Below are 21142 nucleotides of genomic sequence, written 5' to 3'. Positions count from 1 at the left end.
ACAGAAGAGACATTATGAGAGAAGATAAAGAATGATTACTCCTAAAATAATTGATTATATATTTTCATCTGCTTCTATTCAAAGATGGAACGATTATCCAAGAATGGTTGAACTTGTTGAACTTGACAAACAAGCCCATAAATTTATAATTGCTTACTTTATAGCAAAATTTGAACCTGACGTAAACTTTAATCACCTAATAGAAGCCGGGATTTTTGAGTTTTTAAGACGTGTAGTAGTAACAGATATAAGACCTGATGTTTTTAGAAATGCTCTACAAAAAAAAGCAAAAGAGATAAACTCTTGGGTTATAACAAACTTAGAAAAATCAATTTCTTCCATAGATAACGGACTTTTTTTACAAAAATTTGAAGAGTATCTGTCAAATCCTAATATATACAAAAAAGAGAGATTTATTTTAAAAGCCGCTTCTTATTTATCTACAAGATGGGAATTTTCAATAGTTTATCAAACTTCAAAATTTTTGTCGGATATTGAAAACGTAAAAAAAAGCGTTGATGAAGAGTTGGAAGATTATTATGAATTAATCGGAGTTAGAAAAATTGCATTAAATAAAAAATTGGCAAAAGTTGTTGATCTAAGCGGAAGATTAAGATTTCAAAAAAGATGGGCACAAACCCCTAGAATTCCGGAAACTTCCGTTTTAGGACATATGCTTACGGTTGCTATTTTTTCTTACTTTTACTCTTTAGAAGTAAACGCCTGCGATAAAAGAGTTATAAATAACTTTTACGTTTCACTTTTTCATGATTTGCCCGAAGCCTTGACAAGAGATATTATAACTCCCGTAAAATATTCAGTAGATGAACTTTCTAATATAATAGCCGAATATGAGATAAAAAAAATCAATGATGAGATTTTACCCAATATTCCCGAATTTGTCCATGATGAATTTTGTTATATTTTAGGTTTATACAAAGATTCAAAAGATGAATTTGCAAATAGAATTTACAAAGATGATGAAGTAGAATTTGTTGATGATATTTCTAAATACAATATGGACAGATACAATCCTGTTGACGGAAAAGCTTTAAAACAGTGTGATAAACTTTCTGCTTTTGTGGAAGCTAGTCTCTCTATCTCTCACGGCATAAAATCAAAAGAGCTGGTAAACGGTAAAAAACAGATTATGAAAACTTTGCAAGAAGTTGAAGGTGTAGACTTTCAAGCATTAGCAAAAAATATAGATGAAGAGTTTGGAACAACAGGACAGACTCAAGTTAGAATAGATTTTGATTAAAAGAGAAACTCTCTTTTAATCTTCTTTAGAAACTGTATCTAAAGTTTATATATCCAAATCTTCCAGGATCATTTAATAATACTCTGTCGGTTCCCGATGTTACATATGTAACGTCTTGATATGTATTTGTTGAGGCGTATGTCGTATCAAATAAGTTATCCACTCCGATTGTTATATCAAAGTTTTTGTGCAATTTATTGTTATATTTTAAATTTACAAGCATATATCCTGATAACTCTTGTTCTTTTGCACTTTCATCATAATCATCCCAACTGTCAACCGCAATTATTTCTGCTGTATATTTTGAAGTATCTTGAGCATAGTTTAAAGCTAAATTCGCTTTTAAAGGTGGAATTTCCGCTAAATCTTTATCTTCATAATTTCCATCTTTTTTACCTCTTTGATAAGCAATTCCATAATCAAAAGAGAGGTTTTCACTAGCTTGATAAATACCGCTAATCTCAGCTCCGTAAACTTTTGCATCTATATTTTCAAAAGTTCCCGTGTTATAGATATAATCTTCCAATCTTGAATAAAAAAGTTTTGTTTTAACGCTTAAATCACCGATAATTTTTTCAAATCCTAAATCAGCCTCGTAATTTTTCGTATCTTCCAAATCATTATTTGAAGATCCGTAGTAAAGTTCTCTTGCATCGGGAACTCTTGAAGATTTACCCACACCTGCAAATATTTTTGTATCTTCGTCCCAGTTATATATACCGAAGATATTTCCGCTTAAAGCCACATAGGTTTTATCTGTTTTTGAACTATCTGTTGCTTCTATATCCGTATAATCATATCTTGCACCAAACTCTAAATCAAGTTTCCCGAAAGTTTTTTCCACTTTTGTAAAAATTGCTTTATTTGTAGTATCGGTTGAAGTCAAACTTATTTGATCTGCTTTTGTATCGTAAGTATATCTTCCTCTCCAGTTTCTTACACTTGTATCAAGACCGAAAGTTACAAGATAATCTGCAAGCTCCATACTGTTTTTTATTTTTGCGCCCCAAATTGAAGTTTTCATATGATTTGTTTTATAATCAGACATAACAGCATTGTTTCTTAGTGTCGTACTCATAGGATGGTCAACTTTTGAGTAGTAATAATCTATATTTAACTCTTTTGAATATTTTCCCAAATCTCTTTTTGTATATCCTAAAGTATAAATATCCGAATCATCGCTGTCTGCATCCATTGGAGTATTTGGATATAAAACATCATCACTTCTGTTTGCAGTGTACGATAGTTTTAATTCCGAGGAATCATCTATATTATAAATAAATTTCGAAAGAAAAGTTTTTTTCTCATAAGCTTCCTCATCATCTTTTGAGTATCGATTTGCAAAAGGAACACCGTGTTTAACTTGTTGGTCATAAAAATCATCACCGTCACCGTCTTCATATTGATCGCTCTCTTCTCTTGAAGCAGAAATCAAAAATTTAAATTTGTCTGTTCCTCCGTTTAATGTAGCACTAACTTTCTCATAACCGTAACTTCCTTTTGAGACGTTAACTTCTCCGTGAACACCTTTTTTAGGATCTTTTGTTTTTACGCTAACTTTACCGCTTAGTGTTCCAAAGTTTTCTACATCATAAGGACCTTCAACTATCTCAACACTTTCAATATTATTTGTAAGAATATGTGAAGTCGGAGGATCCATTCTATTTGGACAAGCACCGTAGATTTTTGCATTATCAATTAAGATATTGATATTATCTTTTTTTTGTCCTCTTAAGATAATATCATTTGCGATTCCACTTCTTCTTACAATAGAAATTGAAGGTATATTTTTCATCAAAGCTTCTGCTAGATCTGCCGATTTAATCTCTTCGTGACTAACATTTTCAACAACTTTGCTATTTACTTTTTCTGTTATTGATACAGTTCCTATATCTACAGAATCATTTGCAAACATTATCGCCGCGCAAGCTATGGAGATAGTTGCTATCTTTCTCATTTATTTCCTTTGTGATTAATTTTTGTTATTTTAATAAGCAGCAGTTAATTAAGTGTTAATTTTTAGTTTTTTTTAAGAAAACTCTCTTAAAAATAGTTTTCTTTTTTTATGATATACTTACAAAAAGGTGTTTTATGGCAAAAATTAAAATTGATTTAGATGAGAAGAATTTACCTGTAATATTAAATATTTTAGAAAATTTAAAAACAGGTCTTATAAAAAATATAGAAGTTGAAAAAAAAGAGAAGATAAAACCTATATCCTCTTCTTTAAGCAGTTCAAACAAGAAATATCTATCAAAAGAGCAGTATAAACAAAAAATACAACAAAATGCACTAAACGATGAGTTCTTACCTAAAACTACATCAAAAGGCAGATATCTGTCAAAAGATGAATTCAAAAAAAAATTAAGAGGAATGTAAAATGCAGATAATGTTTGTGGCTGTTATTATAATAGCCTTTTTAGCTTTTGTAATATACAAAATCAATAATAGATTTGCAACAAAAGAGCTTATAACTTTAATAGCAGTAATTATAGTAACTATCTTAGTTGTTGTTAGTATGATGAGAAATCAAGAAGAAAAGGTGCCTCTTCTTTTTAAACAAAAATATGAACAAGAAAGAAATGTAGTTATAGAAAAACTCTCTTTTGAGAGGTTAAATAATAGAAATGTTTCATCAAAAACAAATTTTATATATAACTTTGATTATATAATCAAAAAAGACGGCAAAGAGTTTCTTTGTAAAGCAAAAAACATAAAAATAAAAAAAATCGAAGATGAATATGTTTTTGAAAACTTTCATAATCTAAAAGAGAACTGTATAGAGAAATAAGATGGAAAACAGATACAAAAAATATATAAAAAATTTAAAAAAAGTTTCGGAAAAACTGGAAAAACTTCCTTTGAACCAAGTAGATGAAGATGTAGAGTTATTAAAAAAATCTTTTGATATAGCCTATAAAAAAGATTGCTTTAGACTTTATGATTATGATAAAGAGATTCAAGATAAATTAAAACTGAAACTCTTCTCAAAATTTACAAAATATTCGGCTTCATTAACCTTTTTGGGAATTCAAATATTAGCCGCAAATACGATAATGAGTAAAAACAACTTTAAAAGAAAAGAGTTCTATTTTGATAAAAAATGCGGTATTGCAATAAACCATTTAAGATCAACACAAACCTATGTAAATGCAAAAAAATGCAAAGACGGATATAAATTAAACGGTATTTTAACCTGGGCAAGCGGTTATAAGATTTTTGATCATCTTCTTGTGGGTTTTCATTTTGCGGGAAATGAGATGGAAGTTTTAACAAAGTTTGAACAAACAAAAGGTTTTTATATAGGAGAAACACCTAGAACTTTTGTAGGACAATCTTTAAATACGGTAAATATAGAACTTAAAGATTATTTTGTAAAAGAAGAAGATGTGGTTTCCTCTAATCCTATAGGAAATTATTCTAAAAACAAATCTTTATCTAAAACCGTACATTATGCTTTTTACGGTCTTGGTTTAGGAGCTTTGGAACATATTAACAATGAAACTCTTAAAAATGATTCCAAGAAAAAATTAAAAATGATAAAAAAAGAGTTTTTAAATTCAACTGATCCTGATGAATTGGATAAAATAAGAGTAAGACTCTTTAATTTACTGCAAAAAATAATAACTTTGTCTATGATTGTAGACGGAGGAAAATCCATATTAAAAAGCAAAACCCTTCAAAGATACTACAGAGAGCTTATTATGTTTAATGCAAACGGTTTAAACGATAAACTTAAAAATCTATTTTTGGAAGATTATTTTAAATAAATAATCTTCTTTTACAAAGACTCCTAAGATTTATTCTTAATTTACATAGATTTTAACAATAATATTCCATAACCAAAACATAATAGACAAGGAAGGTTATGGAAAGGAATAATACAAAAAAACAAAACAATACTTTAAGAGAAAAAGTTCTTTGCTCAAAAGAGAATAAATCTAAAAAAAATGAAAAAAATAGAGAAAAACAATTAGAAGATAAAATCGAAATAGACGGAAAATTAAAAGAGTATTTCGGAAGTGAAGATATCTTTTTTTAGACTCTAATAAATTAACTTATATCCCAAACCGTACTCTGTTAAAAGATATTTCGGATTAGAGCCCTCATCTCCTATCTTTTTTCTAATATTTCTAATATGATAATCCAAAGACCTGTTTGAACTAATAGAAGACAAAGCTTCACACAAAAACTCTCTTTCCAATAAAATATTTTTATTTTCTATTAATTTACTTAAAAGTTCAAATTCCGTTTTCGTCAAACTCAAGGCTTTATCTTGAAAAAATATTGTGTTATCTCTTACAAAAAACAGTTTATTTTGAAAATCAGGAGAGTTACTTTTTGTATGAACTCTAATTCTGGCTTCTAACTCTTCCAAATCTATAGGTTTTGTCATATAATCACTTGCACCTAATTTAAAAGCATGAAGTTTTGTTTTTCTATCTGAATAGGCACTTATAACAATTACGGGAATATCGTTTTTATTGGATTGGATATGTTTTAATACTTCATATCCGTAGAAATCGGGAAGATTTATATCAAGTAAAATAATATTGTAAGAATTTACGCTAATATTTGATATGGCATCGGTTACTGTCGTTAGAGCAGAAACTTCAAAACCAAACTCCTCCAAATACTCTTTTATCCATACAATTACATCTTCATCATCTTCTATTAAAAGTACTCTGTTTTTAATCATAAAACTGCCTTTACAAAGATTCCTAAGATTTTATATAAATATCACTTAGATTTATGTTATACAATTCTAAAAATTTATTTAATTATTTAAATCGGAAAATAAATATGTTGCTGAATGACTCTACCGTTTTGTGTATTGAAGAAGATAACCAAAGTAAAGAATTTTTAATTGATGCTCTTAAAAAGAGAGTAAAAAGTTTATATTTTGCAAAAACTAAAGATGAAGCTATAGAAAGTTTTACAAAATTTCATCAAGATATAGTTATTTCCGAAACAAAATTATCCGATAAAAACATTCTTGAAATAAGCGAAAAAATAAAAGAGCTAGATAAAAATCAACTTATAATTTTATTTAGCGGTTCTAAAAATATTGATGATTATAAAAAAGCGATAAATATAGGCATCAACTCTTTTTTATCAAAACCTGCAACAAAAGATGAATTAATAGCTATATTAGATAAAAACCTTCAAAAACTTGAATTAAAAAAGATCAATTTAAACTTGCAAGAGAGAGAAAAAGTATCTCTTGTTCTTAAATTAATACATGAAATAAGCCATCACTGGAGACAATCTTTGGCTCATATTCTCTTTCTCTCTTCAAGTTTTATAATAAAAAAGGAGATGAATCTCTTCAAAGCAAAAGAGGATGAGATAAAGGATATAGATAAAATATCCCAAGAGGTGAAAAAACTTGCAAAAGTATTAAAAGAACTTAATGATTTAGATTTAAAAAACGTAAAACTTCCTGAGGTAGAAAAGCTTATAAAAATAAGTAATCCTTTAGAAGAAGAGAAAAATATCAGATGAAAATAAAAGCTTTATTTATAACTCTTATTCTTTTCTCTCTTCTTCTTAAAGCAGATTAAAAAGTTTATAAAATACTTGTTTTTCAAAGTTTTCATGAAACATTACCTTGGACAAATCAGTTTTTAAAAGGAATAAACAACTTCAAAAACAGTACAAAACAGAGTGTAGAACTTTTTTTGGAAAGTATTGATTATCTGCGTTTAAAAGATCAAATGAATTCTAAAATTTGGGAAGAGTATCTAAAAAACAAATATAAAAATCTAGAATTTGACGGAATAATAATTGAATCCTCTTTTGCTTCAGTTATCTTTGAAAACTTTTCAGAGACTCTTTATTCCAATATTCCCAAAATTTATATATCAAATACATATATAAAAAGAAAAAAGAATATTATTGTTTATAACGGTTTTGATAATGATTTGGCAAAAAAATCCATAGAATTGGCAAAAAAACATAATCCTAAATTAAAAAATATCTATTTGATAAAAACTCAAAATATGATAGCTTTAAATATAGAAAAAAGCTTATTAAAACAATTAGAAAATTCAAACTTAAATACAACGATTCTTCAAGATTTTACTTTAAATAAATTAAAACAAAAAATATCAAAACTGCCTAAAAACAGCGCCGTTTTTTATACTGTAAATTTAAAAGATAAAACAGGCAAAAACTTTATACCAAAAGATTTTTTAGAAGATATTGCAAAAGATTCACCTGTTCCTATATATAGTTTCTGGAGTTCTTATTTAGGAAGCGGAACTATAGGAGGATATATGAGAGACGGAAGTGTAATCGCTCAAAATAGTTTGCAAAATTTATTGTTTTATATAAAAAACGGATATTTTAAAAAAATCAAACCTATTTATAATCCTTTTATCGATTATGAAATGCTAAAGAAGTATAAAATAGAAGAGAATTTAAACCCCGAAGATACAATTTATATAAATAGAGCTGTTCCAATTTGGGAGAGTTATCCCAAAGAGAGTTTTTTTACGGTTTGTCTAATTATACTTTTACTTTTACTTCTACTTCTGTTTTTTATACTTAAAATCAGAAATGATAAAATAAAAAAGATGGAAGAGACAATTTTTCTGCAATCACGTCAATCTGTAATGGGTGAAATGATAAGCGTGATTGCCCATCAATGGAGACAACCTTTAAATAGTATAGCTGCAATGGTACAAACAGTAAATATAAAATATCTAAATGAAAAACTAAATGATGGTTTAATGGAAAAATTCAAAGACGATACAATGAAACAAATAAGATATATGTCCCACACAATTGATGATTTTAGAAACTTTTATAATATAAAAAAAGAAAAAATAGATTTTAATATAAAAGATGAATTAGAAAAGACAATCGAACTTATAGAATTTTCATATATAAAAAAACATATAAGAATAGAAAAATCAAATTTTCAAGACTTTATAATTAAAGGTTATCCAAATGAACTTTTACAATCTTTTCTTATACTTTTTCAAAATTCAAAAGATGTTTTGTCTGAAAAAAAGATTGACAATGCGTACATAAAAATCACTATGAAAATAGATAATAATAAATGTATAATAATATTTGAAGATAACGGCGGCGGTATCCAAGAAGATATCATTGATAAAATCTTTACTCCGTATTTTTCTACAAAAGATATTAAATCAGGTACAGGAATAGGACTTTTTATGGCAAAAACAATTATAGAAAAACACCTAAACGGAGTAATTGTTCCTTCAAATACAAAAGTCGGTGCAAAATTTGAAATAAGGCTTTTTAGTGATAGATAGAATAAAAAAAATCGTAGAATACTCAAAAAAAATAAACGTATTATATGTAGAAGATGATGAAGTATCAAGAGAAAATACTCTTGAATTCTTAAAAGAGATATTTAGCTCAATAATTACGGCAAAAGACGGTAAAGAGGCATTAAAAAAGTTTAAAGAAAATGAAATAAACTTAGTTATTACAGATATTTTAATGCCAAAATTAAACGGTTTGGAATTAATAGAAGAGATAAAAAATTTAAATAAAGACACTTATATTATTATACTTTCTCAAAATAATGAAAATAAAATGCTTCTTGAAGCTATTAAATTAAATATCGACGGTTATGTTTTAAAACCCATTGAATACAATCAGCTGTTAAATGAAGTTGAAAAAGTTACGGAAAAGTTTAAACTCGAATATGATTCCAAAAGTTACCAATACTATCTTAAACAATATCTTAATTTAGTAGAAAAGAGTAATATTATTTCAAAAACGGATGCAGAAGGAATTATCACTTACGTAAATGACAGTTTCTGCAAAATCTGCGGTTTTAAAGAAGATGAGATTATAGGTAAAAAACACAATATAATGAGGCATCCGGAGAATCCAAAAGAGCTTTATGAAGAGATGTGGCACAAAATAAAAGATAAAAAACAGACTTGGGAAGGAGTGATAAAAAACAGAGCAAAAGACGGGAAATCCTATTATGTAAAAACAATGATAACTCCTATTAAAAACTTTGAAGGAGAGATAGTCGAGTATATTGCAGTAAGAGATAGTTTAAATGCTATTTTAGACGACAAAAAATATATACTAGATAAAATAAAACAAAATGACCTCTCAATATTGGTTTTAGTACAAATTGACGAGTTTGAAATGCTTGATAAGTTTTATAACTCTATTACTATTGATCAAATAGAAAAAGATTTCTCTTTTAATCTTGCATATTACCTTCCAAAAAGTTACAGGTTTGAAAATATTTACTCTTTGGGTGACGGAAGATTCGGACTTTTAACCAATTATAAGAGTTTTGATAAAACTAACTTAAATATACAAGAGTATTTAAATGAGTTTGTTCAAAGAGTAAAAAACTCTACACTGAAACTAGATGAAATGGAGTTTGATTTAAATATCACCGTAAGTTATACTATAGGGAAATTTATGCTTTATGAAGATGCAAAAGCAGGATTAGATAAAGCAGTGAAGAAAAAAACAAAATTAAATTTCTCAAATGACTTTTCAATAGCATTAAATGAAGAAAACAAACACAATTTAGAGATGATAAGAACAGTAAAAATAGCACTTGAAAACTACAATATCGTCTCATACTTCCAACCTATAATCAATAATAAAACAAAAGAGGTTGAGAAGTATGAATCTCTTGTTAGATTAATTGATGAAAGAGGAGATATAATTTCACCTTTTTCATTTATAGATATCTCAAAGAAGGCTAATTATTACAATAAAATTACGGAAAGAGTTTTAGAAAACTCTTTTAAAATTCTTCAAAAAATCAAAACCGAACTCTCAATAAATATCTCTGCAATAGATATTGAAAAAGAGCAGATTAGAGAAAAAATATTTAATCTGCTTGATGAAAATATCAAAGATGCAGCCAGAATTGTATTTGAACTTCTTGAAGATGAAAATATCAAAGATTTTAGTCTGATTGAAGATTTTATAAAAGAGGTAAAATCAAAAGGGGTAAAAATAGCAATCGATGATTTCGGTTCAGGCTATTCAAACTTTGAAAGACTTTTAAAGTTTGAACCTGATATTTTAAAAATCGACGGTTCATTAATCAAAAATATAGAAAATGATTTATATAGCAAAAATATTGTAGAGACAGTTGTTCTGTTTGCAAAACGACAAAAAATAAAAACTGTTGCAGAGTATGTTGAAAATGAAGCAATTTTCAATATTTTAAATGAAATAGGTGTTGATTATTCACAAGGTTACTATTTTGGGAAACCAAAAGAGTTATAAAAAAAGCAAGGAGAGATTTTGAGCTTTTGGTTTAAATCTTTTTTTTTAGTAATAGTTTTAAATTTAAACCTCTTTTGTCAAACAATAGATTTAACAAAAGAAGAGAAACAGTGGTTAAAAGATAATCCCCATATAAAATTTCCCGTGCCTAAAAATCAACCTCCTTTAAGTATGCTTGATAAAAACGGCAAGTTAATTGGAATTTTTCCCGATATTTTTAGCTATTTAAGCCAAGAGATCGGTCAAAAAATAGAGTTAAGTCCCGTAAAAATTACGGATTATCATAAAAAAGCGAAAAGCAAAGGTTTTTACGGACACTGTGCAATTTTTAATATAAAACAAAATCAAAAAGAGTATCTCTACACTAAACCTTATATGTCCACTCCTTTTGTAATATATACAAAAAGAGAAAAAAAAGCGCAGATAAAAGATGTCCAAGACCTTAAAAATAAAAAAATCGTAATTTTAAAAGAACAAAGGGCAATTAAAGAGTATTTAGAAAAAATAGAAAATACGCAAATAATCGTAGTAAACTCACCTTTAAAACAGATGGAAAAAGTTATCTCAAATGAAGCCGATGCAATGGTCGGATATATCACTTACCAATATTTGATAAATAAATATTTAATTGCAGATTTAACTATAGCTTTTATCTCTAAAATGGATTATAAAATTTATATGGGAATTAATCCCCAAGATAAACCTTTAAAATCAATTCTTGATAAAGCAATTAATAACTTAACCGAAGAAAAAATAAATCTTATTGCCTCTAAATGGAATATTCTGCCTAATGTAAAAGAGAAAAATCAACTTGTACTTAATAAAGATGAAAAAAAATGGCTTAAAAATCATAAAACAATAAAATTAGCTTCAAGCAGAGCTTTTTTCCCTTTTGAAGATATTAACGATAAAAATATTTATGAAGGTATTTCTGCTGATTATATAAAGCTGATTGAAAAACGCCTGGGTATAACTTTTATTCAATCACCAAATAAACCTTGGAATAAAATACTTAAAATGGCAGAAGATAAAAAGCTGGATTTGTTAACAGCAGTTGTTCCCACAAAAAAAACAAAAGAAAGTTTCTATTTTACTAAACCTTATATTTCTCATCCTATGATGATAATAACTTCAAATAAAACTGCTTTTATAGACGGAATGAAAGGTTTAAAAAATAAAACAATTGCTATTGAAAAAAACTATTTTTCTTATGAACTTATCAAAGCAAGATTCCCTTATCTTAATTTAAAAGTTTATGATAATTCACTTTTGGCATTAAAAGCCGTATCAATGGAAAAAGTTGACGCATATATAGGAAATATTGCACGGGTTGATTATTTAAGCCAAAAAAACGGAATAACAAATCTGAAGATTTCAGGGGAAACACCTTTTCGTTTAAATTTAGCTTTTGGAGTAAATAAGGATTTAAAAGAGTTTATACCAATACTGCAAAAAGCTCTTGATTCAATTACCCAAGAAGAAGAGAATAAAATATATAAAAAATGGATAAGTATAAAACAGGAAACGATTATAGATTACAGTCTGTTTTGGAAAAGTATTTTTATCTCTGTTTTAATACTTCTTATTGTGCTTTATTGGAATCAAAAACTAAAAAAAGAGATAATAAGAAGAAAAAAAATAGAAAAAGAGTTGGAAGAGTTAAATAAAACTCTTGAACAAAAAGTAGAAAACCAAGTTTATAAAAACAAAGCTCAACAGGCAATAATGTTTCATCAATCAAGACTTGCCCAAATGGGTGAAATGATTTCAATGATTGCACATCAATGGAGACAGCCTTTGAATAATGTTTCTACTATGATTCAAACTGTCGTATTGAAATACAAAAAAGATAAACTAAATAATGAAGTAATGGAAAAATTTAATACAGATGTACTAAAACAGATAAAATATATGTCTCAGACTATTGACGATTTTAAAGATTTTTTCCAGCCAAGAAGAAAAAAAGAGGAGTTTGAATTATGCGATATTATAAAAAAAAGCGTCTCTTTAATAAAACCCATAAAAAATATTAATGTTAATTTGGAAATTGATTGTAAAAACACGACTTATGTTTACGGTTATAAAAATGAACTAGGTCAGGCAGTTTTGAATATTTTGAATAATTCAAAAGATGCCTTTGAACAATGTTCAAAAAAAGACAAATGGATAAAAATAACTACCCAAAAAACAAAAAATCAATTTTTTCTTAATATTGAAGATAATGCAGGAGGAATAAAAAAAGAGATATTTGACAAAGTATTTGATCCCTACTTTTCTACAAAACTTAATAAAAACGGAACAGGCTTAGGATTATATATGACAAAAGTGATTATTGAAGATTATATAAAAGGAACAATCAAATTAGAAAATACAAAAGAGGGACTACTTACCTCAATAACAATCAATTTTGATTCTACTGAGGTTTAAAAGATTTTTTTGTTTTACATACATGGGGGAACAAACATTTATCACATTCGGGATTTAAAGCTTTACAGGTATATCTTCCAAAAAGAACCATTGCCTGATGAAAAATATGTAAATCATCTTTTAATTTTTTTACCAATTCAGCTTCTGTCTGCTCTACTGTTTTTTTATCACTAAGTCCAAGTCTGTGTGAGACTCTAAAAACGTGAGTATCCACAGCCATTACATTTGCACCTTCGCTTTCTATCATAAAAACATTTGCCGTTTTATTACCTACTCCTGCAAGTTTAATAAGCTCTTTGTGGCTGTGAGGAATTTTTCCTTCATATTCCGAAACTACGCTTTGTGCCATTTTTATAATATTTTTTGATTTATTATTGAAAAATGAGCAGCTTTTAAGTAACTGCTTTACATCTTCCAAAGAAGCATCGGCTAAGTCAAAAGCAGAAGGATATTTTTCAAACAGTGCAGGTGTTATAATATTTACTCTTTTATCCGTACATTGAGCAGATAAAATAATTGCAATTAACAACTCATAATCATTTCTATAATTTAACTCCGTAACAGCATCATTGAAATTTTCTAAAAATGCCTCTTTTATTACTTGAATATCCTCTTTAGTAGCTTTTTTTACTCTTGGCAATATAATATTCCTTTATCTCAAACTCAAATAAGAACGTATTGTAGCAAAGAGTTCTAATTAAGTCTCTTTAATATGGAGATTAATTTAGATGAAACTCTTATCAACTCTTCCGAAGCATTTTGCGTTTCTTCTGATTCAGCCTTTGTATTTTGGGCACTTTTAGATACATTTATCATTGTATTTGTTACTTCATTTACTCCTTGACTTGCTTCAAGAGCCGTACTTGACAACTCATTTGATATTGTCTGCTGCTGCATAATTGAAGTTGATATATCTGTAGACATATCCGTAATCTCTTTAATTGTACTGTCAATACTGTGAATAGAGGTCAAAGAGTTTTTTATCAAAGACTGGATAAGTTCTACAGCCTTTGTAATCTCTTTTGCTGCTTCATCCGATCTTGCTGCAAGATTTCTAACTTCTTGGGCAACTACTGCAAAACCTTTACCTGCCTCTCCTGCCGTTGCTGCTTCAACAGCTGCATTTAGTGAAAGTATATTTGTCTGAAAAGCAATCTGAGTAATTATATTAATTGTTTCACCTATTTTTTCGGACTCTTCATCAAGTTTCAGCATAGCAGAAGTAGTTGTTTGAGATTGTTCTCTTGCCTCTTTTGCAACTTTTTCACCTTGAGCCGAAGCTGCTGCTATACTTGTGATTGAAGAGAGCATTGATTCAATCTTTTCAGATACATTAGAGACTGCAAGATTTATTTGCCCTATTGACTCTGATACCTCTTTTGAACCGTTCATTGTCTTTTTTGCATCATTGGACATTGATTCAGAAGCATTTGACAAATGTTTTAAAGAGTCTGATAATTGTTGAATATTTTTTTCAATTTCAAACATTTTATTCTTTTTATCGCTTATATCAGTTGCGTATTTTACGACTCTAGTAGGTTTGTTTTCAATACCGATTATAGGATTATATGTTGCTTGTATCCAAACTTTTTTACCGTTTTTGCCGATTCGTAAGTACTCTCCTGCATCATACTCTGTTCTATTTAATTTTTCCCAAAACTCTTTATATTTATCTGAGTTTTTATATGACTCTTCACAAAACATACTATGATTTTTGCCTACAATTTCATCTAAATTGTATTCAAAAGCATCTAAAAAATTTTTATTTGCAGTAATAACTTTGCCGCTCATATCAAACTCAATTACTGCCTGAGATTTGCTTATTGCTTCAAGTTGTCCTTTATAATATAAGTTTTCCAACTTTTTCTTAGTTATATCTTGTGCAAATTTAATAACTTTGAAAACTTTTCCGTTACTATGTTTAACAGGAGTATAAGAAGCCTGAATAAAAATAGGAGTACCGTCTTTTTTTATTCTTTTAAATTCTGAAATTTGGGCTTCGCCTTTTGCTAGTTTATCCCAAAAATCTTTATACCTTTGAGTATTTACATACTCCTTATCACAAAATATTCGATGATGTTTTCCGACAACCTCTTCTAAAGAGTATCCTAAAAGATCAAGAAAGTTTTTATTTGCTTTGATTATTGTTCCATGGGGAGTAAAAGAGATTACTGCAAAGTGTTCATCTATAGAACTTAATTGAGCCTTCTCCTCTTCTGTTTTAGAGAATGAAAATAGTGCCATTTTACCGCCTTAGACAAAAATAATATTTAATATAAAACATTATTTTTATGCTATTAATATACCACTATTGTACCATTTTTAATTTAAATTTTTTATTTTTATTATCAAAAATCAGATTTTAAAAATTATGCTTTTTTTATCTTTTCTATTTTATCTCTTAGTCTGATAGCTTCTTCAAAATTTAACTCTTTTGCCGCTTTTGTCATAGCTTTATTCAGCTCTATTAAGATTTTCTTTCTTTCAGCCGCAGGCATTTTATTCATCTTTTCTCTTTTCCAAGCAGTATCATCATACTCTTCAAGTTTAAGATTCTCATCAAGGGCTCTTTTGGTTGTTTTAGGAGTTATTCCATGCTCTTTGTTAAAGGCTTCTTGAATTTCCCTTCTTTTTTTAGTTAAATCAATTGCATACTGCATAGAATCGGTTACTCTTTTTGCAAAAAGTATTACCTTACCGTTTTGGTTTCTTGCTGCTCTTCCCATTGTTTGAACAAGAGAGGTTCTGCTTCTTAAAAAACCTTCTTTATCTGCATCCAAAATTGCGACAAGCGAAGTCTCAGGAATATCCAAACCTTCTCTTAAAAGGTTAATTCCAACTAGCACGTCAAACTCGCCTAGTCTTAACTCTCTTATTATTTGGTTTCTCTCTATTGCATCAATATCAGAGTGCATATATTTTACTTTTATTCCCAAATCAGCATAATAAGCAGTTAACTCTTCTGCCATTTTTTTAGTTAATACGGTAACTAAAACTCTTTCACCTCTTTTTGTAACTTTTTTTATCTCATCATGCAGTTTCTCAACTTGAAATTCACTATCCATAATTTCAATATTAGGATCAAGTAATCCTGTAGGTCTGATAATCTGTTTTGCCACGACTGAACTGTGTTCAAGTTCATAATCAGCGGGAGTTGCACTTACAAAAAGATAATTGGGAGCTTTTTTTATAAATTCATCAAATTTTAAAGGTCTGTTATCAAGAGCACTAGGAAGTCTGAATCCATACTCAACTAAAACCTCTTTTCTGCTTCTATCTGCTGCATACATTCCTCTAAACTGCGGCAAAGAGACATGGGATTCATCAACAATAAGAAGAAAATCTTTCCCCATTTGTTGAAAATAGTTCATTAAAGAGTACGGAGTCTCTCCAGGTTTAAGTCCCGTTAGATGTCTTGCATAATTTTCAATCCCTTTACACATACCTGTACCTTCAATCATCTCTAAGTCAAACTCTACTCTTTGTTTAAGTCTTTGATATTCGACAAGTTTATCCTCTTTTTGAAAGAATTCAAGTCTTTCATCTAACTCCTCTTCAATCTCTTTTACTGCACGTCCTAAGTTTTCACTTGTAACAACAAAAGGATTCACCGAATAGATAATAGCTTCGTCTAACTCTTTTATTTTTTCATTTGTAAGATATTCATGTTTAGTAATAGATTCTACCTCATCGCCGAAGAATTCAACTCTTATATACTCATCTTCAAAATATGCGGGGAAGATATCAATTACGTCGCCGTTTACTCTAAAATCCGCCCTGTCGAAAAAAGCATCGTTTCTTTTATATCCCATCTCCACAAGTTTAAGCAAAAACTGCTTTTGAGAGTATTCAAACCCCACTTCGATTCTTTGAACCATAGCTTTATACTCTTCTGGGTTTCCTAAACCGTAGTTTGCAGAAACAGAGGCGATTACAATTACGTCTTCAAAACTAAGCAAAGATGCCGTTGCACTTAATCTTAGTCTTTCAAGTTCACTGTTTATAGAAGAATCTTTTTCAATAAAAAGGTCAGTTCTAGGGATATATGCTTCAGGTTGATAATAATCATAATACGAAATAAAATATTCAACATGATTGTTTGGGAAAAACTGTTTAAACTCACTGTATAATTGTGCTGCCAGTGTTTTATTGTGAGTCATAATAAGTGTAGGCATTTGTGTTTTTTCAATCACTTTTGCCATAGTATAAGTTTTACCCGAACCTGTAACCCCTTCTAAAGTGGTATATTTATTTCCCTTTAGAATAGAGTCGCTAATTGCTTTTATAGCAGTTGGTTGGTCACCTGCGGGTTTGTATTCGCTGTTTACTTTGAATTTTGTCATGTTTAAGATTATATCTAATTGTAACTTTCTTGATGTTTTTATAATATCTTAATTATAAAACTAAAGAGAGTTATAAATAATTATCTCTTTAGTTCTCTTAATTTGGCTCTGTTATACATATTTTTCAACTCTGTTTCAGCAGAGATTACAATATTGGGATCTAATGAGAAATCTATTCTTTCATCTCTGTTTTCATAATCAACTTTATTTAAAATAGTTTTTATAGCGTTATATCTTGCTACAAATTTATTATCGCTTTTGATTACAGTCCAAGGAGATTTTTCGGTATTCGTCTCTTTTATCATTCTATATTTCTTTTTCGTAAACTCTTCCCATCTCTCTTGCATTTGAAGATCTATTTCACTTAATTTCCACTGTTTTAAAGGATTTTCTTCCCTCTCTTCAAATCTTCTTGCCTGCTCCTCTTTTGAAACAGAAAAGTAGATTTTCAAAAAATGTATTCCGTGAGCTATTAAACCCTCTTCAAAAGCTTGAACCGTATTCATAAAAGTTTCATACTGTTCATTTGTACAAAAACCGAATACGGGTTCTACCATTGATCTGTTATACCAGCTTCTGTCAAAGATAACTATCTCCCCTGCTTTTGGAAATTGTTCTACATATCTTTGGAAATACCATTGACCCATTTGAGCATCTGAAGGTTTTCCAAGAGCAACGACTCTATAATGTTTTTCATTCATATATCTTGTAATTCTTCTAATTGCTCCGCCTTTCCCTGAAGCATCTCTTCCTTCAACCAAAATTATCATTTTTTCATTCTGTTTTTCTAAATGGTCTTGCAATTTAATAAGCTCTACTTGTAGAACTCTTAAAGCCTCTTCTTGAGATCTATATTGATATTTTCTATGTAATTCTCTTAAAAATTCTTCAGACGGACTTTGTTTTAATGCTTCTACAAAATCTTCATATTCTAAAATATCTTCAATATCTCTGTCATATAATTTATCTATTTTCATTATTTTATCTCCTAAAAGTGGGAATATACCATATTTATGTTACATTTTAGTTATAAAACTAAAATCTAACAATTTAAAAGGTACTTTAGTTAATATATTTTTTGTAATTTGCCAGAAAATAAAAGATTACGGAAATCTCTTTATTTGACCATATATACTCTTTGCATAAAGAGTCTTTTAGTTGGAAGGTATCTACATATTTTTCATATTTTCTAATTATATCTCTCATTAAACTTTTTATATCATTTTCAGAAGCATTTAAAAAAAATTTATGAAAAACATCTTCTTGATCATAAATTATAAAATCATCGGATTTTTTAAAAATCATCAATAAAATAGAGACTTGCCAAGTGTGCCACTCTTTCTCTTCAAGTTTTTTCATACTTGCATCTTTATAATCAAAAGCTTTATATGAAGTAAATATCTTTCTGGCTATCTCTTTTATCTGCGAAGTCGACATCTTTTCTATTGGTTTTGGCAATTGCAAATTATAGGTATTAGGCATAGAAACATAACTATCGTCTCCTTCAACTTTGCTTTTTTTACTGCTGTTGCTTTTTTTTCTTTCACTTTTTGGTATTAAAGATATAATTGCGAAAACAATTGCAATAACTATTAAAGCATAACCTATATAAGCTGTATTCATAAATCCTCTCCAATAAATTTATCATTTAATCTAAAATATCTATTTTCACAACATAAAGATGGAATATTTACATATAATCGTTCTTTTTTTTGAAAAATTTTTCCTTGATGAAAATGCCCCTCAATTACAATATCGGAACTATATTTTTTCAATCTTCTTTGTGCAAACTCTTCAAAATTTTTCATTTTGTAACAAATATCTTTTTCTATAAGCGTATAATATATTTTTTTTGAAATAAAATATCCAAAATCAATCATATTTAAAAAGACCAATAAAGGATGATTTCTTATTATTTTGCAATATAAATCATAATGCCAAGGAGTAAAAATATCTCCGTGGGATATTTGAACGCTTTTATCTTTATATTTTGCACATAAAGGCTGATTTTCTCTTTTTACAACTAAAACATCGGGAAACAGCACTTTCATATTATAATCGTGGTTTCCCTCTAAATATATGATTTCAACTCTTTTTGAAAGCTCATTTATAATATCAATCAATTCTTGATTTCTTTTTATAAAATATCTGCTCTCACCTGAAATAAAATCAAACATATCTCCCATTAAAAAAAGCTGTGAAGTTTTAATCTCTTCACTCTTTAACTTTTTTAAAAAAATTAAAAACTGCCCTTTTCTCTCATTATAATGTGAATCTGCAACAAAAACAGAATCACTTTTTATATTAAGGTACATAGGCAATTTTAGGAATCCCTTCATCTTCTTCAAAACCGCACATTAAATTTGCATTTACGACGGCTTGAGAAGAAGCACCTCTTAACAGATTATCAATCGATGAGTTTACAAAAAGTGCTTTACCGTTTTTTGCAACAAAAATATCACAAAAGTTTGTTCCGGCCGTACTTTTTATATCAACTACATTTTCTCTGATTCTTATAAACTTACTGTTCTTGTAAGACTCTTCCAAAACTTTTTGAACATCGATATCTTCTTTTAACGTAGCAAACACCGATACTAACATACCTCTTGTTACGGGAATTAAATGAGGTACAAAATTGATTTGAAACTCTTTTTCTTTTAAAAGTTTTACTTTCTCTTCAATTTCAGGCATATGTCTGTGTTTAAAAGGGTTGTAAGCATGGATATTTTCATTTAGATTGGCAAAATGTGAGGCTTCACTAAGTTTTTTACCTGCTCCGCTAACTCCCGATTTTGCATCTATAAAAATTTGGCTTCCACTCTCAATATAATCAATAAAAGGTAACAATGCCAAAAGTGAAGCAGTAGGATAACATCCCGGATTTGCCACAAGATTTGTATTTTTTATACTCTCTTTATAATATTCAGGCAAACCGTAAACAGCACCGTTTATATGTTCTTTATCTTCATGGGGGCAATAATGTTTTTCATAAGCTTCAAGTTCAAGTCTATAATCTGCACTTAAATCTACTACTTTTACGTTCAAATCCAAAAGCTCTTTTGCAAAAAACATTGAAGTTTTATGAGGCAAAGCCAAAAAAGCTAAATCTGCAACTTTACTAACCTCTTTTGCATCAGCTTTTTGAACATCTACATTTAAAACATTTTTCAAACAAGGATGTAAGTCTTGGACATTTTCATTCCCTGTTGAATTGGCAATATATGTTATATCAAATTTCGGGTGGTTTATCAATATTTTTATTAATTCTAAGCCCGTATAACCGCTTGCGCCTATTATTGCAACATTCATTATAATTCAAGCTCCTTATAAGAAACACTTAAAAGCTCAAAGGTTTTTTGTCCGCCCGGAAGTGTTGTCGTAACTTCATCACCCTCTTCTTTTCCTAAAAGCTGTTTAGCCAAAGGAGAATTAAAAGAGATTAATCCTTTATCAGCATTTGATTCAACACCGCCTACAATAGCATAAGTAAACTCCTCTTCCGTATCAACGTCGAGTAATTCAACAGTTGAACCAAAGCTTACTTTATCATGAGGCAAACTTTCTGGATCGATGATGATAGCTTTAGAGATAATAGATCCTAGTTCCGCAATTTGGGCATCAATTAGTGCTAATTTATCTTTTGCCGCATGATACTCTGCATTCTCTTTTAAATCTCCAAGCTGTCTAGCTTCATCAAGTGCAATTACGGTGTCAGGTCTCTCTTTACTTTTCAGAAAATTCAATTCTTCCGTAATCTTTTCATACCCTACACGTGTCATTGGCTCTTTATCCATATAAAGCCTCCTATTATTAATTTTTGTTTTGATTTTGTTTGCTATAATAGCGAAATTTTTATAAA

General features: G+C 28.8%; 19 protein-coding genes. 9 read left to right on the top strand and 10 right to left on the bottom strand.

Features of this window, described 5'->3' with window-relative positions:
• Positions 1 to 31: 31 nt before the first annotated feature.
• Positions 32 to 1261 carry an HD domain-containing protein gene (locus tag AANAER_RS04280; RefSeq protein WP_129082532.1) on the top strand — a complete coding sequence of 410 codons (1230 nt, stop codon included), beginning with the start codon at positions 32 to 34 and terminating at the stop codon, positions 1259 to 1261.
• 25 nt (positions 1262 to 1286) lie between these two features.
• Here the strand turns inward: AANAER_RS04280 and AANAER_RS04275 are convergent, their stop codons facing one another.
• Entirely contained in the window at positions 1287 to 3218 is a 1932-nt protein-coding gene (locus tag AANAER_RS04275; RefSeq protein WP_044415746.1) for a TonB-dependent receptor plug domain-containing protein, read from the bottom strand.
• 134 nt (positions 3219 to 3352) lie between these two features.
• Between AANAER_RS04275 and AANAER_RS04270 the strand changes: the two genes are divergently transcribed.
• The 4 genes from AANAER_RS04270 (at position 3353) to AANAER_RS14950 (ending at position 5303) form a co-directional block, all read left to right on the top strand.
• Positions 3353 to 3640, top strand: coding sequence for a hypothetical protein (locus AANAER_RS04270; protein WP_044415748.1), 288 nt, complete (start codon positions 3353 to 3355; stop codon positions 3638 to 3640).
• A gap of 1 nt (position 3641) precedes the next feature.
• Positions 3642 to 4052: a hypothetical protein gene (locus AANAER_RS04265; RefSeq protein WP_129082533.1), complete on the top strand. Its 411-nt coding sequence runs from the start codon at positions 3642 to 3644 to the stop codon at positions 4050 to 4052.
• Between the two features lies 1 nt (position 4053).
• Positions 4054 to 5031, top strand: a complete 978-nt coding sequence (locus tag AANAER_RS04260; RefSeq protein WP_129082534.1) for a hypothetical protein — start codon at positions 4054 to 4056, stop codon at positions 5029 to 5031.
• Between the two features lie 98 nt (positions 5032 to 5129).
• Positions 5130 to 5303 carry a hypothetical protein gene (locus AANAER_RS14950; RefSeq protein ID WP_164969360.1) on the top strand — a complete coding sequence of 58 codons (174 nt, stop codon included), beginning with the start codon at positions 5130 to 5132 and terminating at the stop codon, positions 5301 to 5303.
• A 3-nt stretch (positions 5304 to 5306) separates the two neighbouring features.
• Here AANAER_RS14950 and AANAER_RS04255 read toward each other — a convergent pair whose 3' ends face one another.
• Positions 5307 to 5960 carry a response regulator transcription factor gene (locus AANAER_RS04255; protein ID WP_170218430.1) on the bottom strand — a complete coding sequence of 218 codons (654 nt, stop codon included), beginning with the start codon at positions 5958 to 5960 and terminating at the stop codon, positions 5307 to 5309.
• A gap of 104 nt (positions 5961 to 6064) precedes the next feature.
• On the opposite strand from AANAER_RS04255, the gene AANAER_RS04250 reads away from it, so the two are divergent.
• The 4 genes from AANAER_RS04250 to AANAER_RS04235 all read left to right on the top strand — a co-directional run bounded on the left by AANAER_RS04250 (position 6065) and on the right by AANAER_RS04235 (position 12940).
• Positions 6065 to 6766, top strand: coding sequence for a response regulator (locus AANAER_RS04250; RefSeq protein WP_164969361.1), 702 nt, complete (start codon positions 6065 to 6067; stop codon positions 6764 to 6766).
• Between the two features lie 212 nt (positions 6767 to 6978).
• Positions 6979 to 8547, top strand: coding sequence for a sensor histidine kinase (locus tag AANAER_RS04245; protein WP_129082536.1), 1569 nt, complete (start codon positions 6979 to 6981; stop codon positions 8545 to 8547).
• Positions 8537 to 10513 (top strand): EAL domain-containing protein, encoded by a 1977-nt coding sequence (locus AANAER_RS04240; protein ID WP_170218429.1) that lies wholly within the window; start codon positions 8537 to 8539, stop codon positions 10511 to 10513. The genes AANAER_RS04245 and AANAER_RS04240 overlap by 11 nt, the downstream gene beginning before the upstream one ends.
• 18 nt (positions 10514 to 10531) lie before the next feature.
• Positions 10532 to 12940, top strand: coding sequence for a transporter substrate-binding domain-containing protein (locus tag AANAER_RS04235; protein WP_129082537.1), 2409 nt, complete (start codon positions 10532 to 10534; stop codon positions 12938 to 12940).
• Here AANAER_RS04235 and nth read toward each other — a convergent pair.
• The 8 genes from nth to greA form a co-directional block, all read right to left on the bottom strand.
• Positions 12927 to 13580, bottom strand: a complete 654-nt coding sequence (gene nth, locus AANAER_RS04230; protein ID WP_044415757.1) for an endonuclease III — start codon at positions 13578 to 13580, stop codon at positions 12927 to 12929. The genes AANAER_RS04235 and nth overlap by 14 nt on opposite strands.
• Positions 13581 to 13633: 53 nt before the next feature.
• On the bottom strand, positions 13634 to 15184 hold the full coding sequence (locus AANAER_RS04225; RefSeq protein WP_129082538.1) for a methyl-accepting chemotaxis protein: 1551 nt from the start codon (positions 15182 to 15184) through the stop codon (positions 13634 to 13636).
• 125 nt (positions 15185 to 15309) lie between these two features.
• On the bottom strand, positions 15310 to 17283 hold the full coding sequence (gene uvrB / locus AANAER_RS04220; RefSeq protein WP_129082539.1) for an excinuclease ABC subunit UvrB: 1974 nt from the start codon (positions 17281 to 17283) through the stop codon (positions 15310 to 15312).
• Between the two features lie 80 nt (positions 17284 to 17363).
• Positions 17364 to 18260 (bottom strand): polyphosphate kinase 2, encoded by an 897-nt coding sequence (gene ppk2, locus AANAER_RS04215; RefSeq protein ID WP_044415760.1) that lies wholly within the window; start codon positions 18258 to 18260, stop codon positions 17364 to 17366.
• An 85-nt stretch (positions 18261 to 18345) separates the two neighbouring features.
• Positions 18346 to 18906 carry a hypothetical protein gene (locus tag AANAER_RS04210; protein WP_129082540.1) on the bottom strand — a complete coding sequence of 187 codons (561 nt, stop codon included), beginning with the start codon at positions 18904 to 18906 and terminating at the stop codon, positions 18346 to 18348.
• Positions 18903 to 19598 carry a UDP-2,3-diacylglucosamine diphosphatase gene (locus AANAER_RS04205; RefSeq protein WP_129082541.1) on the bottom strand — a complete coding sequence of 232 codons (696 nt, stop codon included), beginning with the start codon at positions 19596 to 19598 and terminating at the stop codon, positions 18903 to 18905. Before AANAER_RS04205 ends, AANAER_RS04210 begins: the two co-directional genes overlap by 4 nt.
• The gene (gene argC / locus AANAER_RS04200) at positions 19588 to 20592 is read right to left on the bottom strand and encodes an N-acetyl-gamma-glutamyl-phosphate reductase (RefSeq protein WP_129082542.1); all 1005 of its coding nucleotides are present in this window, start codon (positions 20590 to 20592) and stop codon (positions 19588 to 19590) included. The genes AANAER_RS04205 and argC overlap by 11 nt, the downstream gene beginning before the upstream one ends.
• Positions 20592 to 21077, bottom strand: coding sequence for a transcription elongation factor GreA (gene greA, locus AANAER_RS04195; protein ID WP_044415767.1), 486 nt, complete (start codon positions 21075 to 21077; stop codon positions 20592 to 20594). Before greA ends, argC begins: the two co-directional genes overlap by 1 nt.
• Between the last annotated feature and the right edge of the window lie 65 nt (positions 21078 to 21142).

The organism is Halarcobacter anaerophilus, from assembly GCF_006459125.1.
In the GTDB taxonomy this organism is placed as follows: Bacteria; Campylobacterota; Campylobacteria; order Campylobacterales; family Arcobacteraceae; genus Halarcobacter; species Halarcobacter anaerophilus.
Note: the sequence above shows the minus strand (reverse complement) of the source record. Positions and strands in the feature narration are given on the sequence as shown.

Excerpts from the sequence above, each read along its gene's own strand:
- AANAER_RS04205 (WP_129082541.1), bottom strand. The coding sequence starts at position 19,598 with ATGTACCTTAATATAAAAAGTGATTCTGTTTTTGTTGCAGATTCACAT.
- greA (WP_044415767.1), bottom strand. The coding sequence starts at position 21,077 with ATGGATAAAGAGCCAATGACACGTGTAGGGTATGAAAAGATTACGGAA.
- AANAER_RS04270 (WP_044415748.1), top strand. The coding sequence starts at position 3,353 with ATGGCAAAAATTAAAATTGATTTAGATGAGAAGAATTTACCTGTAATA.
- AANAER_RS04210 (WP_129082540.1), bottom strand. The coding sequence starts at position 18,906 with ATGAATACAGCTTATATAGGTTATGCTTTAATAGTTATTGCAATTGTT.
- AANAER_RS04265 (WP_129082533.1), top strand. The coding sequence starts at position 3,642 with ATGCAGATAATGTTTGTGGCTGTTATTATAATAGCCTTTTTAGCTTTT.
- AANAER_RS14950 (WP_164969360.1), top strand. The coding sequence starts at position 5,130 with ATGGAAAGGAATAATACAAAAAAACAAAACAATACTTTAAGAGAAAAA.
- AANAER_RS04255 (WP_170218430.1), bottom strand. The coding sequence starts at position 5,960 with ATGATTAAAAACAGAGTACTTTTAATAGAAGATGATGAAGATGTAATT.
- AANAER_RS04245 (WP_129082536.1), top strand. The coding sequence starts at position 6,979 with ATGAATTCTAAAATTTGGGAAGAGTATCTAAAAAACAAATATAAAAAT.
- uvrB (WP_129082539.1), bottom strand. The coding sequence starts at position 17,283 with ATGACAAAATTCAAAGTAAACAGCGAATACAAACCCGCAGGTGACCAA.
- ppk2 (WP_044415760.1), bottom strand. The coding sequence starts at position 18,260 with ATGAAAATAGATAAATTATATGACAGAGATATTGAAGATATTTTAGAA.
- AANAER_RS04260 (WP_129082534.1), top strand. The coding sequence starts at position 4,054 with ATGGAAAACAGATACAAAAAATATATAAAAAATTTAAAAAAAGTTTCG.
- AANAER_RS04225 (WP_129082538.1), bottom strand. The coding sequence starts at position 15,184 with ATGGCACTATTTTCATTCTCTAAAACAGAAGAGGAGAAGGCTCAATTA.
- AANAER_RS04280 (WP_129082532.1), top strand. The coding sequence starts at position 32 with ATGATTACTCCTAAAATAATTGATTATATATTTTCATCTGCTTCTATT.
- AANAER_RS04250 (WP_164969361.1), top strand. The coding sequence starts at position 6,065 with ATGTTGCTGAATGACTCTACCGTTTTGTGTATTGAAGAAGATAACCAA.
- AANAER_RS04275 (WP_044415746.1), bottom strand. The coding sequence starts at position 3,218 with ATGAGAAAGATAGCAACTATCTCCATAGCTTGCGCGGCGATAATGTTT.
- argC (WP_129082542.1), bottom strand. The coding sequence starts at position 20,592 with ATGAATGTTGCAATAATAGGCGCAAGCGGTTATACGGGCTTAGAATTA.